At 52.0% G+C, this 15,777-nt stretch carries 14 protein-coding genes and 2 rRNA genes (1 of these 16 cut by a window edge); 6 read left to right on the plus strand and 10 right to left on the minus strand.

Going from position 1 to position 15,777, the window contains the following annotated elements:
• Positions 1-4 precede the first annotated feature (4 nt).
• Entirely contained in the window at positions 5-976 is a 972-nt protein-coding gene (locus P40081_RS30815; RefSeq protein ID WP_042139890.1) for a LacI family DNA-binding transcriptional regulator, read from the minus strand.
• A gap of 140 nt (positions 977-1,116) precedes the next feature.
• Between P40081_RS30815 and P40081_RS30820 the strand changes: the two genes are divergently transcribed.
• The 6 genes from P40081_RS30820 to P40081_RS30850 all read left to right on the plus strand — a co-directional run bounded on the left by P40081_RS30820 (position 1,117) and on the right by P40081_RS30850 (position 8,154).
• Entirely contained in the window at positions 1,117-2,532 is a 1,416-nt protein-coding gene (locus P40081_RS30820; protein WP_042139891.1) for a glycoside hydrolase family 1 protein, read from the plus strand.
• A 680-nt stretch (positions 2,533-3,212) separates the two neighbouring features.
• Positions 3,213-3,476 (plus strand): cupin domain-containing protein, encoded by a 264-nt coding sequence (locus tag P40081_RS37995; protein ID WP_197074303.1) that lies wholly within the window; start codon positions 3,213-3,215, stop codon positions 3,474-3,476.
• Positions 3,436-3,996: a helix-turn-helix transcriptional regulator gene (locus tag P40081_RS36835; protein ID WP_052422100.1), complete on the plus strand. Its 561-nt coding sequence runs from the start codon at positions 3,436-3,438 to the stop codon at positions 3,994-3,996. The genes P40081_RS37995 and P40081_RS36835 overlap by 41 nt, the downstream gene beginning before the upstream one ends.
• Before the next feature lie 554 nt (positions 3,997-4,550).
• Positions 4,551-6,026: an FG-GAP repeat domain-containing protein gene (locus P40081_RS30840; RefSeq protein WP_042139895.1), complete on the plus strand. Its 1,476-nt coding sequence runs from the start codon at positions 4,551-4,553 to the stop codon at positions 6,024-6,026.
• Positions 6,027-6,040: 14 nt separating this feature from the next.
• Positions 6,041-6,727 (plus strand): response regulator transcription factor, encoded by a 687-nt coding sequence (locus P40081_RS30845; RefSeq protein ID WP_042139896.1) that lies wholly within the window; start codon positions 6,041-6,043, stop codon positions 6,725-6,727.
• A gap of 2 nt (positions 6,728-6,729) precedes the next feature.
• Entirely contained in the window at positions 6,730-8,154 is a 1,425-nt protein-coding gene (locus P40081_RS30850; RefSeq protein WP_231575226.1) for a sensor histidine kinase, read from the plus strand.
• 46 nt (positions 8,155-8,200) lie between these two features.
• On the opposite strand, the gene P40081_RS30855 is transcribed toward P40081_RS30850, so the two are convergent.
• The 9 genes from P40081_RS30855 to P40081_RS30895 all read right to left on the minus strand — a co-directional run.
• Positions 8,201-8,656 (minus strand): OsmC family protein, encoded by a 456-nt coding sequence (locus P40081_RS30855; RefSeq protein WP_042139898.1) that lies wholly within the window; start codon positions 8,654-8,656, stop codon positions 8,201-8,203.
• A 91-nt stretch (positions 8,657-8,747) separates the two neighbouring features.
• Positions 8,748-9,449 carry a metallophosphoesterase family protein gene (locus P40081_RS30860; RefSeq protein ID WP_042139899.1) on the minus strand — a complete coding sequence of 234 codons (702 nt, stop codon included), beginning with the start codon at positions 9,447-9,449 and terminating at the stop codon, positions 8,748-8,750.
• A gap of 118 nt (positions 9,450-9,567) precedes the next feature.
• Positions 9,568-10,365, minus strand: coding sequence for a dihydrodipicolinate synthase family protein (locus P40081_RS30865; RefSeq protein ID WP_042139900.1), 798 nt, complete (start codon positions 10,363-10,365; stop codon positions 9,568-9,570).
• A 32-nt stretch (positions 10,366-10,397) separates the two neighbouring features.
• Positions 10,398-11,105, minus strand: a complete 708-nt coding sequence (locus tag P40081_RS30870) for a type 1 glutamine amidotransferase (RefSeq protein ID WP_042139901.1) — start codon at positions 11,103-11,105, stop codon at positions 10,398-10,400.
• 211 nt (positions 11,106-11,316) lie between these two features.
• Complete coding sequence (locus P40081_RS30875) at positions 11,317-12,399, minus strand: hypothetical protein (protein ID WP_052422101.1); 1,083 nt, start codon at positions 12,397-12,399, stop codon at positions 11,317-11,319.
• A 58-nt stretch (positions 12,400-12,457) separates the two neighbouring features.
• A complete protein-coding gene (locus P40081_RS30880) occupies positions 12,458-13,828 on the minus strand; it encodes a sensor histidine kinase (RefSeq protein WP_042139904.1) in 1,371 nt (456 codons plus the stop codon).
• A gap of 2 nt (positions 13,829-13,830) precedes the next feature.
• Positions 13,831-14,490 carry a response regulator transcription factor gene (locus P40081_RS30885; RefSeq protein WP_042139905.1) on the minus strand — a complete coding sequence of 220 codons (660 nt, stop codon included), beginning with the start codon at positions 14,488-14,490 and terminating at the stop codon, positions 13,831-13,833.
• Positions 14,491-14,672: 182 nt separating this feature from the next.
• Positions 14,673-14,789: ribosomal RNA gene (gene rrf, locus P40081_RS30890) — 5S ribosomal RNA — on the minus strand.
• Between the two features lie 127 nt (positions 14,790-14,916).
• Positions 14,917-15,777, minus strand: a 23S ribosomal RNA gene (locus tag P40081_RS30895) (it continues 2,068 nt past the right edge of the window).

The raw sequence follows: 15,777 nt of genomic DNA on the forward strand, positions 1-15,777 counted from the left end.
CTCCTTACGTCGTAGCCCTCTTCACCAGCTGAAACTCCAGCTGCTGCTGCTCCGCTTCCGTTCCCTTGAGCCTGCCGAGAATCAGCAGGAAGGCATTCTGCGCCTGCGCGGCAATCGGATTATAGATCGAGGTAATCCCCAGTGTATGAGCCAGCTCGGTATTATCGAATCCGACAACCGCCAGCTCTTCCGGCACCTTCACCCGCATCCTCCGGGCCTCGTTCAGCACACCAGCCGCCACCAGATCATTGGCGCACAGAATGACATTCGGGCGTTCGCCCGGATTCAGCAGCAGCTCGCGGACCAGCTGTTCCCCCTGGCGGATAGAATAGATGCCGGTAGGCGACCAGTCCGGCTGAACAGGCAGGTTGTATTTGCGGACAATGTCTTGATACGCCTGCATCCGCCCGGAGGTATTCATGCTGGTCGGCCTGCCAAAGGCATTGGCGATCCGCGTGTATCCCCGGGCGATCACATGCTCCAGCCCCAGCATATATCCCTCATACTGGTTCATGGCGACACTCTGAATTTCCGGACGCTCCATCCGCTGCCAGGACACAATCGGCCCGTATTTGCCATAGGAGCTGAGGAGCTCCAGATCGTTGACACAGGTGCTGATGACCAGCGCATCGACTCTTTTCCGCCGCATATCCTCGAAGGCCTGCAGCTCTTTGACCGGATCACCTCCGGAAGTATAAATGATCGTCTGGTAGCCGTACTGGCTGGCGGTCTCAACGAAGCTGTTCAGAAACGGCAGCATCACTTCGTTGATCCCTTCCGTAACCATACCGATCTGCTCCGTCTGCCCTTTGGACAAGGAAATAGCATTGCCGTTCGGCACGTAATCCAGCTCTTCCATGATCTTCATGATGGTATCCCGCGTCCCCTGGCTCACATGGGGGGAATGATTCAGCACCCGCGAGACGGTGGCTTTGGAGAATCCCGACAGCTTGGCAATTTGATCAAGATTCGACATGAGGCTTCTCCTTATATAAATTGTTATCTCCCAAAAAAACACTTGACATGTAACGCGTTTCAACATTTAGCATTCCATTATAGGACATATTATTAGCTTACCATATCTGAATCCATAACTATAAAAAGGCGGGATATTGCATGAGTATTAAGTTTCCTGAAGGCTTCCTGTGGGGCGGCGCTGTAGCTGCCAACCAGCTTGAAGGCGCATATAACGAGGACGGCAAAGGCTGGTCGACCCAGGACGTCGCTCCGCAAGGGATCAAAGGTCCGATTACTGAAGTTCCGACTGAAGATAATATGAAGCTGGTCGGAATCGACTTTTACCACCGGTACAAAGAGGATGTGAAGCTTTTTGCCGAAATGGGCTTCAAAGTCTTCCGTACCTCTATTGCCTGGTCGCGGATTTTCCCGAACGGTGATGAGCTGGAGCCTAATGAGCAAGGCCTGCAGTTCTATGATGATCTGTTCGACGAGCTGCATAAGTACGGCATCGAGCCGCTTGTTACCCTCTCCCACTACGAAACACCGCTGCATTTGTCCAAGCAGTATAACGGCTGGGTTAACCGCGATTTAGTCGGCTTCTACGAACGGTATGCCAGAACGGTATTTACCCGCTACAAGAACAAAGTGAAATATTGGCTGACCTTCAACGAGATCAACTCCATTCTGCATGAACCGTTCATGAGCGGTGGTATTTACACGCCGAAGGAGCAGCTCAGCAAGCAGGACCTGTACCAGGCAATTCATCACGAGCTGGTAGCAAGTGCACTCGCCGTGAAGATTGGTCATGAGATCAACCCGCAGTCCCAGATCGGCTGTATGATCCTTAGTATGCCGACTTATCCGCTCACTCCGAACCCGGATGATGTAATCGCAGCGATGAAGTCGGAGCATATGAATTATTTCTTCGGGGATGTTCATGCGAGAGGCGTATATCCGGGCTATATGAAGCGTTACTTCAGAGAGAAAGGCATTGAAATCCATATGGAGCCTGGCGATGCCGAGATTCTGAAGCACACGGTAGACTTCATCTCCTTCAGCTACTATGTGAGCATCTGTGAGACGGGAGACGAGAATAAGCGCAACCAGACCGAAGGCAACCTGTTCAGCGGTGCAGCCAATCCTTACCTGAAGGCTTCCGAATGGGGCTGGCAGATTGACCCGCAGGGCCTGCGTTATGTGCTGAACATGTTCCATGACCGTTACCAGAAGCCGTTGTTTATCGTCGAAAATGGTCTCGGCGCCAAGGACGAGCTGATCACCGGCGAAGACGGCATACCGACCGTCAATGACGACTACCGGATTGGGTACCTGAATGACCACCTGGTGCAGGTGGGCGAAGCAATCGAGGACGGCGTAGATGTCATGGGCTACACCTCATGGGGCTGTATTGACCTGGTCAGCGCTTCAACCGCACAGCTCAGCAAACGTTACGGCTTCATTTATGTAGACCGCCACGATGACAATACCGGCACACTTGAGCGCTACCGCAAGAAATCCTTCCACTGGTATAAGGACGTTATTGCGTCCAATGGAGAGAGCTTGCAGCGCTAAGCTCTTCTTTCCCACAAAAGGCAGCCATTCCGGCTGTCTTTTTGGTTGGAATAGGCTAACCTTATGGTAATTTCCATACGATTAGTCTATTTTCATTGTAAGCATAATCACCTCCGGTTCATCGTTATCTGTTTCTATCAAGAACACCGAAGATGTGTTATCATCACGCATTTTAGCTGCGGGAAGCCAGCCGCGCTCTTTATGCCCTGAAGTTAGTGAATAGGAATGAGATTCCGTTATTTGAGCAAATTCGGCGAAATCACAGGTCAATCGGACTCAGAATCCCTTATATGCCCCGTCACGCCCTCTTTCGGATTCAAATGAACAAGATAACGGAATCTCAGTCCGCTTCACTCTTTGGATAAACATTCGCCTAACACCACTCACCTTACTACAGTATATTCTCGCAGTAGAGGCGTCTGTTTCCAACACATATCCCCCTAATAAGTGGAAATTAGACACTTAATTATATAACTTTAACCGGTAAAATCGGATTAGTTGGACAAACGACACTTATTTTTCCTAAACTCGGCTCCTCATAGCTACTACCAGATGATTAAGTGCCTTTTTTCCAACTATCTCTCTGAACTCGCCCGTTTCAAGATTATTAAATGACATTTTTCCACTTAATCCCTGGTGAAGGCACTGAGCGAGCAAAGATCATGCAGGAAAATTTCCAATTGGAAACGGCTACGCCGTTCTTTAGCAGTCGGGGCGTTTCAGCGAGAAATAGAAGGATAAGCTATCATGCACAGCATATACATTGGTTCGAGTTCAACTATGTGCTGTCCGGGCAGCTGGGCACGCGTTTTGACGGAGACGAGATCACTGTGCGTGAAGGCGAATTCTTCCTGATCCCTCCCGGCAGGGTGCACTCCCATACCTACACCCGGGGGAACCCGCATGAAGAACTCTTGCTTCCGCTGGCGGCTCCGCCGCGCTGATTCCGGACGCGCAGAAGAGGATACCCGTTCACTGTATTCGCGCCTGAAGTCGCTTCAGAAATGGAAGCCGTGGGCTTATCGTGATACTGAAGGGTTCAGTGTGATGCTAACCCACTTCCTTAAGGAAGCGGTAGCCGCAGAACCGTCAGAGCTGGGATTGCAGCTGCTGCTAATCCGGCTGCTTGAGCGTCTTTGCCTGCTGCGGCAGACAATGGAGGGACATAGCGTAACCACGGCAATTGCCTCGGAACCACTGGTGCGTAAGGTGGAGGTTTACCTGGAGGATTTCCAGGGAGACCGGCTGAACGTGGGAGAACTAGCGGCATCGCTGCACATGAGCTATGGCCACTTATCCCGCGAGTACAAGAAGCTGACAGGGCATACGCTGGTCGGACGGATGAACAAGATCCGGCTGGAAAAAGCCCGGGAGCTGCTCCTCCTCCCCGGCTCGAATATTTCGGAAGTAGCGGAACAGGCAGGCTTTGCCGACCTGAGCTACTTCAGTAAAGCTTTCAAATAAGGCTACGGCCAGGCACCGCAAAGCTACCGAAAGGCACATTCGCTCAGCTCAAGGTAGATACAGATGTGCACTTGAAATCTGCCCCTGCCGAAGACAGCCAGACCATGCATGGCATCCCATCCGCTGCACCGTTTAGGCCAGCAACAACGGCAGCACCTCTTGCCGCTCTAGTTTAGGACGAGCAGCCGCGAACGCGTCCCGCTGTCCCTTCCTGCCCTTTCCTTCCCTCTCCCCTCCGGAGCTAAACTGAGCTGTTAATTTGAACTATATATCCTAGTGAAGAAGGAGTAGTGGAGGGGAAATTTGGAACTGTAGGAGCGATAGCGTCCGCCTTTGTTTCCCGATTTCAACTGCAAACAGCAGTCTAAATCAAGAAATCGGGAAACAACAGCGGCCGGAAGTCCAAATGTTCACCGCAGGTACGTCAGATTCTTCACCCTAAGAACTTTAGTTCAATCTATAAGCTCTGTTACAGCTCCTTTACCATTTTGCAACTAATTGCCAGAAAGGTTGGGATATACTAGGCACAGATGAATCATAAGGAGAGTAACTGGATGAACAAATTCATACCCGGCCTGAGCGGCCTTCTATTCTTAAGTATAATCACCTCCGGCTGCGGCACCCTGAAGGCGCCAAGCGATCTGCTTCAGGCTCCGGCACAGGGCAATGCCGATGGCACCTTAACCGGGATCGTGAAATTATATCTTCCCGCCAATTCGCATTTAACAGTGCCCGTCCATTCCGAATCCGGCAGCGCCATTCAATTGCAGGATCTCGACAAGGACGGGCAGGATGAGCTGCTGGCCTTCTATAAGACAGACCAGACCGATTATGAAATCAATACCCTCCTGCTCTCGCAAAAGGACGGGAAGTGGAGTAAACTCGCCACTCTGACCGGGGTAGGCAGTGAGCTGGATTACGTGGCGTTCACCGATGTTACCGCAGATGGAGCGGAGGATCTGCTGCTTGGATATAGCGGCGGGGAAGGACTAAGTAAAGAGTTATCTGTCCACAGTCTGAACAGCGGCAAATTATCCGAGATTCTCAAGCAGCCCTATGATCAGGTAGTGGTTGGGGATCTGACCGGGGAAGGGCAAACCGATATTGCTGTACTCCAGGGAACCTATATCACAGATACACAACCCGAGACGCACCTTCAGCTGCTCCGGCTCCAGGGCGGTACACTGCAGACCCTGTCTGATCAGAAGCTTGACGGGAACGTAATTGGGGCCCAGTTCGCCAAGGCATCCCCTACCCGCAGTGCCTTATTCATCGATGCCGCAGTGGGTGCACACTCCTCCTACACTTCGCTGCTGACTTGGGAAAATAGTAAATTTACTGATATACTGGCATCAGATGATTATCAGCGTACTGCGCTTGCCGGGAGCAAGGATCTTGTACTCACGCCGCTGGCACCGGCGCCTGACGGAATGCTCGGCAGCAATAACATGGCCATCAAGGATTACCCTCTGGCCAGCACAGATATTAACGGTGACGGGATTGTCGAGATCGGCTTTCTCGTACCGCCTGCGGGTACCGAGAGTTACGCCCCGCTGGCCACTCCGTTCATCACCAAGTATTATCAATGGGATGGCGGAACCGGCCTGAAGTTCGTGGAAGAACAGTTTGACCGCTGGGGCTTCAACTTCCATATTCCTAAGGGCTGGGCTGGCCGTACGATTCTGGAGACACCGGGAGAGTCACCGGCGCCATGGGAGAATATCCGCTTCAGCTACAAGAATGCGGAATCTGCCCGGCAGGCCCCGCTGCTTGAGCTTCGCCTGCTGGCCAAGAAGGACTGGGCTGCAGCAGAGACTAAGCTGAAGTCAGAGAATAGAGAATATAAGCTGCTGTATGAGCTGCAGAATACCAATGATGATACGGCGCCAACGGTGTTCGTTGCGGTCATGCCCGCTGCCGGTGCAGCAGCCAAGCTGCAGGGTGCTTCCCTTCAGGAGTATAATCAGCTGAAGCTGACCCTCGAGGAAGTAGTGCAGCTGGCCGGCACGCCGCAGAAGCCCCGGCAATAATAAGGAGGCTGTTCATGAAAGTGCTGATACTGGAAGATGAGAAGCCGATCCGGGATCTTCTGTGTGTGAATCTTAAGCGTGCAGGCTTCGAAGTCGCTGAGGCTTCTACCGGTGAAGAGGCTCTGAGAAGCGCAGGGGAACGGAAGGATTTTGACATCGCCATTCTGGACCTGATGCTTCCAGGCATGAGCGGCTTCGAGGTATGCACCCGCCTCCGGGGACAGTTCCCCCGGCTCGGAATCATTATGCTCACAGCCAAAAGCCAGGAAGTAGACAAGGTCATGGGCCTCGAAGCCGGCGCAGACGATTACGTGGTCAAGCCGTTCAGTCCGGTTGAGCTGGTCGCGCGGGTGCGCTCCCTGTACCGCCGGATGTATCCCGGAGAAGCTCTGCCGCAGGAGAACAACCTGGAGCTTCCGCCTTTTACCCTTCTGCTGGATGAACGGAAATTACTGAAGGACGGGCAGGATATCCCGCTGACCCCGACCGAATTCATGATCGTCAAGCTGCTGATGGAGCAGCCGAACAAGGCGATGAACCGGGACGATATTCTGACAGCCGTGTGGGGGCAGTATTTCATGGGAGACCTTAAGATTGTAGATGTGAATATCAGCCGAATCCGCCAAAAAATCGGGCAGGAGTCCTCCGGGCCGCAGTTCCTCGAAACGGTGTGGGGATTCGGCTATATATGGAGGGGCTAACTTTGCTAAAGGGAATCAGGTCCAGGCTTATCGTCTATATTACCCTTATGCTGCTCCTGATCGTCCTGCTGCTGGAGGGAGTTTTTATTGCTGCCGTCCACTACTACTATCTGGGCAGCGCGATGGAAACTTTGAATTCCCGGGCCGCTACTTCAGCGACTTTTTTCAACAAGTATCTGGAGGGTTATACCCTGAGTGAACGGGCACGTTATATTCTGGAGAATCTCTCTCCTGAAGAGAGCAGTAAGGTGGAAGTGCTGAGTCCGGCCGGGAACGTCATTATTAATTCCTTCGGCTTCTCAAGTCAGGAGAAGGTGAATACCCCTGATGTGAGAGCAGCGCTGACCAGCGGCAAAGGAAGCTTCCAGAGTCTTAAGCCGTTACAGGGTGAGCGGATTATAGCCGTCTCGATTGCACTTAAGGAATCCGGAAGTACGATTGGCGTGCTGCGTTACTCTGTTTCTGCGGAGCCTTTATATGCCGTTATTATGAGAATTGTGCTGAATGCAGCCGTAGTCGGCGTGCTTGTAATTGGATTCGGGTTCGTGATGAGTCTGCTGATCGCCAAAAGAATCGTGGGTCCGATCCAGCAGCTGACCGGGGTTGCGAAGGAAATGGCCACCGGCAATTTCACCGTACGGGCGGCCAAACCATATGATGATGAGGTCGGTACGCTCGCGGTTACACTGAATTATATGTCCGAGGAAATTCTCAAAAGCGAGAAGATCAAATATGATTTCATCTCCTCTGTCACTCATGAGCTGCGCACTCCGCTTACTTCGATCAAAGGCTGGGGCGAAACGCTGCTGGTAGGTGATTTATCGGATAAACAAGAGACCCTGCAAGGTCTTGAGGTCATGACCGGGGAGACCGACAGGCTCATCGGACTGGTCGAGGATCTGCTGGACTTCTCCAAATTCCAGGCTGGTGAGATCAAGATCGTACGCCAGCCTTATGATCTCAGGGGACTGCTTGAGGATCTGCTGCTGCAGTTCAGATACCGGGGGCAGACGAAAGAGATCCGCCTCTATGCCGAGCTTCCTGATCAGCCCCTGCCGGTAGACGGTGATTTCAACCGCCTGAAGCAGGTTTTTGTCAATTTGCTGGACAACGCCTTCAAATTCACTCCTGCCCAGGGAGCCATCCGCCTTACAGCAGTGTTACACGGGGAGCTCATCATCACCACCGTAGCCGACAACGGCGAAGGCATCGAGGCCGCAGACCTGGCACAGCTCGGCACCAAATTCTTCAAAGGACGGTCCCGCCAGTCCGGAAGCGGCCTGGGCCTGGCCATCTGCAAGGAGATCATAGAGCTGCATGACGGGCGGCTGCGGATCGAAAGTGAATTCACCAAGGGTACCTCCGTGATTGTGGAGCTGCCGCTTTACCGGCTGGAGCAGCATCTTCCTCCGCCGGTGTATCTGTGAGCTTGGACCTCCCCGTGCGCAGGAATGCTGGCCGGATATTCGGCCTTCATTTTCCTGCCACGGCTATCTCAATAACCGGCTGTGTCTCCATCGAGACATTCCCTGCCACAGCTCTGGAGATCATACAGGACTCCTCTGCCATATGTGCCAGCCGCTCTGCCTTCTTCAGCTGGGCCGCTGTCGCATCTGCCTGGAGCACCACCCGTGGCTTGTGCACGATCCGTTCGTACGTAAATACATTATTCGTGACATCTACCGTCGCCTCTGACTCCAGTGTCAGTTCCTGTGGTACAATATCTGAACGCTCGAGCATCGCTGCCAGTGTAATCAAATAACAGGTCGAGGCTGCCCCCAGCAGCATCTCATCAGGATTCGTTCCGGTTCCCGGACCGCCCATCTCCTGCGGAATCGAGATTACCGTGCGGAGTCCGCCTGCTTCGATATGCCCCTCACTGTTTCGTCCGCCGTTCCATACTGCCTTCAGGTGAAAAGGATGCTTCATCTCCCTCAATCCTCTCTTGTTCATTTCGGATACTTATACATTCTTCTCAAGCACTCCCGCCCCGCCGTAGCAGGCCCTGTACAGCTTTGGTCTAAATGCGTCCAATCCGCCGGTTCTCCAGCCGTTGGTCTGCCTGTTTGTATACATGGTAGATCATCTCGGTCAGATTCACGATTCCAAGAGACCTTTCTTCCAGCACAGCGTAGGTGTTGGACCCCATATCACAATTCATACGGGCACCGTCAAAATATATCCGTTCCACCGGCGTATGCCCATGAATCACCGGCCTGCTGTTCGTTAATGCAAGCAGCTCTTCCCGCGGCTGCCGGTAGAACTCATATTCCGTCATCCACAGAATATCCCGGCTCTGCTGCTCCAGAGGCTCCACTGTACAAAGTCCGGCATGTGTATACACATATTCTTCATCTGCATAATACAGGGGCAAGGAGTAAGCCCATTCCATATGCGCCTGCCGCTCCTTCTGATCGGAAAAAGCACGGGCAAAGCTCTCAAGCGTGTCATGCCCGCCATGGCTCAGCCAGAGCTTGTCACCGTTTTTGATGTAATCGCCCATCATTTCTTCATGATTGCCGATGAGCGCGTGAACCTGGCCGGGATGCCGGTCCGTGAGTTCTTTAATATATTTTACTACACCTGCTGAATCTTTCCCCCGGTTAATCATATCCCCGCCAAAGACCAGCTGATCCCGTTTCAAGTCAGCCCCGGCATGCCTGAGCAGGAGCTCTAACCCCTCTTTGTCGCCATGGATATCTGTCATGAAGAATTTGCGCATGATGTCCCTACTTTCTGCTGAATCCAGTCTACCTCATTAACAGATATAATGCATGGGTCAGAGCTATTCCCCAACACAATAAGTAAGGAGATTAATATTTATATAGCTTAATGATTAATTAGATGAGCGGAGCACGGCAGACTCCCGCATTAATCCCCAAGCTGTTATAGTGCTGTTTGATGTTAATAATCGCATGCCCGCTTATGACCCGTGATACCAGATCCTCGACCGGCTTAGCGTCAACCTTTTTATGCTGAAGCAGCTGTTCGACGGTATGTTTAATTTCCTGCGGATATATATTACCAGCCACACTTGAGAGACCCTTACATCCGCCTGTGACGAAATTGTCCACCAGCTTGACATCTCCTGCAGCAAACATGATGAAATAATCCGGGTAAGTTAGCGGCAGATGACGCTGCAAATCACCTGTTTCTTTATAGCCAACGATGTTGGGGTACCGGTTAATTAACGAATGAAGCGAGTCTGGAGTCAAATCGAACCCGGTCCGGCCGGGATTATTGTACAGGGCCACCTGCTTGGTCGTCTGGCTAAGCAGCTCTTCCACATAAGCAACTGCCTGCTCCTGCGTGGGCCGGATATACGGAGGGAAACCGATCAGAATTACATCGATTACGGAGGTCTCCAGCGCCTTCACCAGACGTACCGCATCCCGTGTTCTTATAGCGGAAGCCCCGAAGACAAGCTCAATATCCTGAAAGCGCTGCTGGTCAAAATATTCAATGATCTGCAGTCTCTCCTCTATGCTCATGGAATGCTGCTCACCGGTACTTCCTGAGACAAGCAGTGATTCTATACCGTTCCGCTTCTGATACTCTACAATGGCCTTAAATCCGTCAACATTTAAGCTTTCATCCTCCCGGAAAGGAGTCGGTATAGCGACATTTAAATTTTTCATCGTATATTCCTTTCTATGGCGAGCCAGGGCAGCTAGGATCTGGACAGGAATTTGTCTTCCATTGCATCGAGGAGCGTGAACATCAGTTCATTGGATGCTTTTACTTTCTCAAGCTGATTCACCATCTCAGACTGCGTTTGAACATACTCCTCCCGCTTCAGCTGCTCGGCACAGTTACCGATGATTTTCCGGATGCTGGGGTCATTAACCTCCAGATGAAACTGCAGGCCGGCTACATAATCCTCATATTCAAAACACTGATGGGTACAGCCCAAGCTGAACGCCAGCCTCTTGGCTCCGGCGGGTAAGCTGAAGGTATCTCCATGCCAGTAAAACGGTACAAACTGCTCCGGGAACGCTTTGAAGAAGGTAGACGTTTTGGCCTCCCCGGTCAATCTCACAGGGAACCAGCCGATCTCGTTCCACTTGTTTTTATAGACTTCACCGCCGATTTGTTCGGCAATCAGCTGGGCTCCCAGACAGATTCCAAGCGTCAGCTTGCGCGAGCGGATGGCTGCGTCAATAAAGGATTTCTCCCCCTTCAGCCAGGGGATCATTTCCTCATCATAGACTCCCATCGGTCCGCCCATGATTACGAGCATATCAAACTCATCAATAGATGGCAGAGCCTGTGCTTCATACATTAAGGTTGTTGTAAGCACATGCCCTCTATTCCCGGCCCAGACTGCAATTTCCTCCGGCGCTTCAAAAGGGACATGCTGCAGGCAATGAATTCTCATCTCTCCACCTCATTCAATAAATTTTCAATGACCTACACTCACACCATCTTCCTCTAATGTAAGTATGTTCTGCGTTGCCTGGAGGAGTCCTCCCTTAATAATAAACAATCCTATGTTTTTTCCTGCTCCAAAGCACAAAAAAATTCCTGATGAATCAAGGGCTGCTTGATCATCAGGACTGTCTTTCCTGTAGCAAAAGGATGGCTTTCTTTTATTTTTCTTTTACGGCAGGTTCATAGATCAGACAGCGCAGCATCTTACTCGGATAGCGGAACTCCGCATTATATTTGCTGCCGTCTTCCAATAACACATCCACTGCTACCATCCCGCGTTTGTTGTTCACCTCAGTATCGGTCAGATAAGCTTTGACTATCTTTCTTTTCTCTCCCTGCTTGTCCTTCACGACCTGAGTAGCTTTATTGATCCAGCTGTTATCCTTGAGGATGGCAGCTGCGGCAGCTGCGTCGATAGGCGTTCTTTTCAACGCCCCATTAATGGCTGTCGTATCCACTGCAATCCCGGTCTCCGGATCGATCTGCACATCATATTCCCAGAATTCCTGGCCTTGTCCGCGCAAGGTAGATGACTTGTACGGAGCGAAGTGAACCCTCCAGGTTGAACGAAAGCCATATTCCTGTTCAGGTAGAGCAACATAGGTGTTTAGCTTGGACACATCAGCATCATACAGCCTGCGCACACTTTCAGCCGCCAGCGACTCTACTTCAGACTTGCTATACTTCTGCGGAAGGGGAGGCGCAGTCACATATCGTTTGGATAATACATAATTCAAGCGGGAGTACCAGTCGATCAGTTGCAGATGCTCTTCATCGGTCCAAGTCTTCTCTGGATAGTGGTACGTATTGGTATTCATATCCAGATACAAAGCACCCTGACCCGGCGCTAGGGGCATTGGCTTCTGGGGCCGTATGCCATCATATACATACTGATCTTGCAGAACCAGATGGCGTTTCATTTCCGAATCGGTCATTTCCCGGCCTGAAACATTGGGATCACCCGGCTTCTCTATATAATCATAGATCTGCTGGATTTGCACCTCTGTCATCTGCTTAAGCAGATCATCATTCACGGTAGATACCGGCGCCGGTGCTTCCACCTTCAGTACAGGAACCGTACTTCCTGTCAGATTAAGCTGGCTATTGCCCTGCGTTGCCGTACTGTTCTTAGCGACGACTGCAGAGTTCACCAGGCTGGGGACGAGAAACGCACTGGCTGCGAATACACCTCCAGAGACTAAGATTACAGCCATCGTAGCCGACCATTTCTTTGTGTTCAATTGTATTACCTCCATCGGATTAAGATACTAACTCTGTCTATACCTTAATCCCGGGATGTTATAGAGTAGAGGGGCAGTTGTTATGGAGTTGTAAAAAGATGCGGATGCTGGTCCCTTGTCCAAGGACAGAATGCAGCTCAACCCTGGCCTCATGCGCCTCGGCAATCTGCCGGCACAAGGACAGGCCGAGGCCAGCATTGCCGTAGGCCCGCGAACGTGCCGGGTCTGCGCGGTAGAACGGCTCGAACGCACGCTTACTCTGCTCTTCCGTCATGCCGGCTCCGCTGTCTTGCACTTCCAGCACCCCTTCCCCGTTCTGCTCAAAGGCCAGCAGGCGGATGATGCTGCCTGGCTGGGAGGCAGGAATGGCATTCTCAATCAGATTTACCAGAAAGGATGCCAGAAGATCCGCATCTCCCCACACGGCGGGAATAGAGCTGTCCATCTGCAGCAGTAATCCGTGCTCTGCTGTCTTCTGCAGCTCGGTCTGCGCTACCTCCTGGAACAGGGCTGCCACATCCACCTCTGCCTGCACCAGTGGCTGATGCCGCAGAACGGACAAATCAAGCAGCTTGAAGGCCAGATTCTTGAGCCGGACAGTCTCAGTTAAAATATAGTGACCGGCCTTGACCTGATCTTCCTGGCCAATATTCGCCGAGGTGAGAAGTTCAGCAAATCCCTGCATACTGGTCAGCGGCGTCCGCAGTTCATGGGCAAGATTATCAACCATCCGCTGTTTATCCTCAGCCATGCCTGCAAGGTCCGTCATCCGCTGCTCCACCACAGCAGCCATCCGGTTAAAGTTGAAGGCCAGCTCCCCGAATTCATCCCTGCTGTTCAGCTCCACACGGTTAGAATAGTTACCTTCGGCAATCGTTTTGGTCGTCTCGGACAGCAGCTTGAGAGGCCTCGTCAGGTGCCGGATCAGAAGGTAGAGCAGCAGCACCAGCAATGGACCGACGATCCAGTTAATCATCACGAAAAAGCGGTTAAGCTCCTGCTGCTGGGCATACAGCCCGCTGATGTCGCGCTTGTAAGTCAGCTCCAGATGCTGATAAGGAGCAGGGAGCGGCATAGCCAGCGTCATCACATGATCATCCTGCACAGCGCTCTTCCCTGCCTGATTGGGGTAGATAAGCTGTCCGTCCTCCCGCAACTCCAGTCCTATTCCCTGTTTGCGGTAGTGTCCCCCATACGACTTAGCCACACTGACCATCAGTGCAGGGGTGAGGGTTAGGCCACGTGTCCGGATCGAATCCAGATTCTCGTATATATTGTTGGTGATGAGCAGCTGTTCACTGGCCGCACGCCTGGTTTCGCTATCCATATTCAGCTGCCAGCTTTTTTTCATCACCATTATCACACTTACATCAAGAGCGGCTATGAAGAGAACCAGGACGGCGAGCAGAATCTTATGCCAGAACCGCATGGCTAGACCTGAACTTCCAGGCGGTAGCCCAGCTTGAATACAGTTTTGATCCGTTCTTCCCAGCCGAGCTTTTTGCGCAGCTGGCGGATATGAACATCCACGGTGCGGGTGTCTCCGGCAAAGTCATAACCCCAGGCCAGCTCCAGCAGCTTTTCTCTCGAAAGGGCGATATTCCGGTTACGTATCAGTACTTCGAGCAGCTCAAATTCTCTGGTGGTCAAATCAACCGGCTGCTGATCTACCCGGACCTGCCGTTCCGGAAACCTGACTTCCACCGCATCGCAAATAAAAGCAGGGGCAGCCTGTTCATTCCTGCGCAGCACAACGTTAATCCGGGCCAGCAGCTCCAGAATTTCAAACGGTTTGATTATATAATCCTCCGCACCCAGCTCGAAGCCTCTGATGCGGTCGGAGAGTGCATTTTTGGCCGTAATCAGAATGACCGGAATCCGCAAAGGAGCGATCTGCTGCATCACTTCAAACCCGTCGAGACCGGGAAGCATCACATCGAGCAGGATAAGATCCGTCCGCTCCTGTTCCAGCATTCCGGCAACCTCTGAGCCGATATACACTTTGGAATACGTGTGTCCAACCAGCTTAAGATTCATGGTTATCAAATCGCTGATCGGCTGTTCATCTTCAACTACTAATATATGAGCCATTTACTAAATATCCTCCTGATTCCTGTAATAGCAAAATGTTCCGTTAACTATTTAACCTTTATCATATCAGATTTCAGAGTGTACATGACATTTCACAGTGTACTTATGGATTCTATGGTTATACAAGTGGCGCCAAACGCAACAAAAAAGCCATTGTCGATTACTCAACAATGGCTTCATGTGCTTGGCAACGTCCTACTCTCCCAGGACCCTTCGGTCCAAGTACCATCGGCGCTGGAGGGCTTAACGGTCGTGTTCGGGATGGGTACGCGTGGAACCCCTCCGCTATCGCCACCAAACATGCGTCTGTGAAACAGACGCTGCCGCTTGAAATTCGGTTCATCACGGATGTGTGAATGAATTTCGTTGCGTTCAGGAATTGATTCCTGAAAACTGAATCCGAAACGAATCTGCGTTGTTCGAAATTTGGATAAGCCCTCGACCGATTAGTATTGGTCAGCTCCATGCATTGCTGCACTTCCACCTCCAACCTATCTACCTCGTCGTCTTCAAGGGGTCTTACTAATTGGGAAATCTCATCTTGAGGGGGGCTTCACGCTTAGATGCTTTCAGCGCTTATCCCGTCCGTACGTAGCTACTCAGCCATGCTCCTGGCGGAACAACTGATGCACCAGCGGTACGTCCATCCCGGTCCTCTCGTACTAAGGACAGCTCCTCTCAAATTTCCTGCGCCCACGACAGATAGGGACCGAACTGTCTCACGACGTTCTGAACCCAGCTCGCGTACCGCTTTAATGGGCGAACAGCCCAACCCTTGGGACCTACTTCAGCCCCAGGATGCGATGAGCCGACATCGAGGTGCCAAACCTCCCCGTCGATGTGGACTCTTGGGGGAGATAAGCCTGTTATCCCCAGGGTAGCTTTTATCCGTTGAGCGATGGCCCTTCCATGCGGTACCACCGGATCACTAAGTCCGACTTTCGTCCCTGCTCGACTTGTAGGTCTCGCAGTCAAGCTCCCTTATGCCTTTGCACTCTGCGAATGATTTCCAACCATTCTGAGGGAACCTTTGAACGCCTCCGTTACTCTTTAGGAGGCGACCGCCCCAGTCAAACTGCCCGCCTGACACGGTCCCCGTACCCGCTTAGGGCACTAGGTTAGAACCTAGATACGATCAGGGTGGTATCCCAACGGCGCCTCCGCAGAAGCTTGCGCTCCTGCCTCAACGGCTCCCACCTATCCTGTACAGATCGTACCCAAATTCAATATCAAGCTGCAGTAAAGCTCCATGGGGTCTTTCCGTCTTGTCGCGGGTAACCTGCATCT

The organism is Paenibacillus sp. FSL P4-0081, assembly GCF_000758565.1.
GTDB lineage: Bacteria > Bacillota > Bacilli > Paenibacillales > Paenibacillaceae > Paenibacillus_AQ > Paenibacillus_AQ phytohabitans.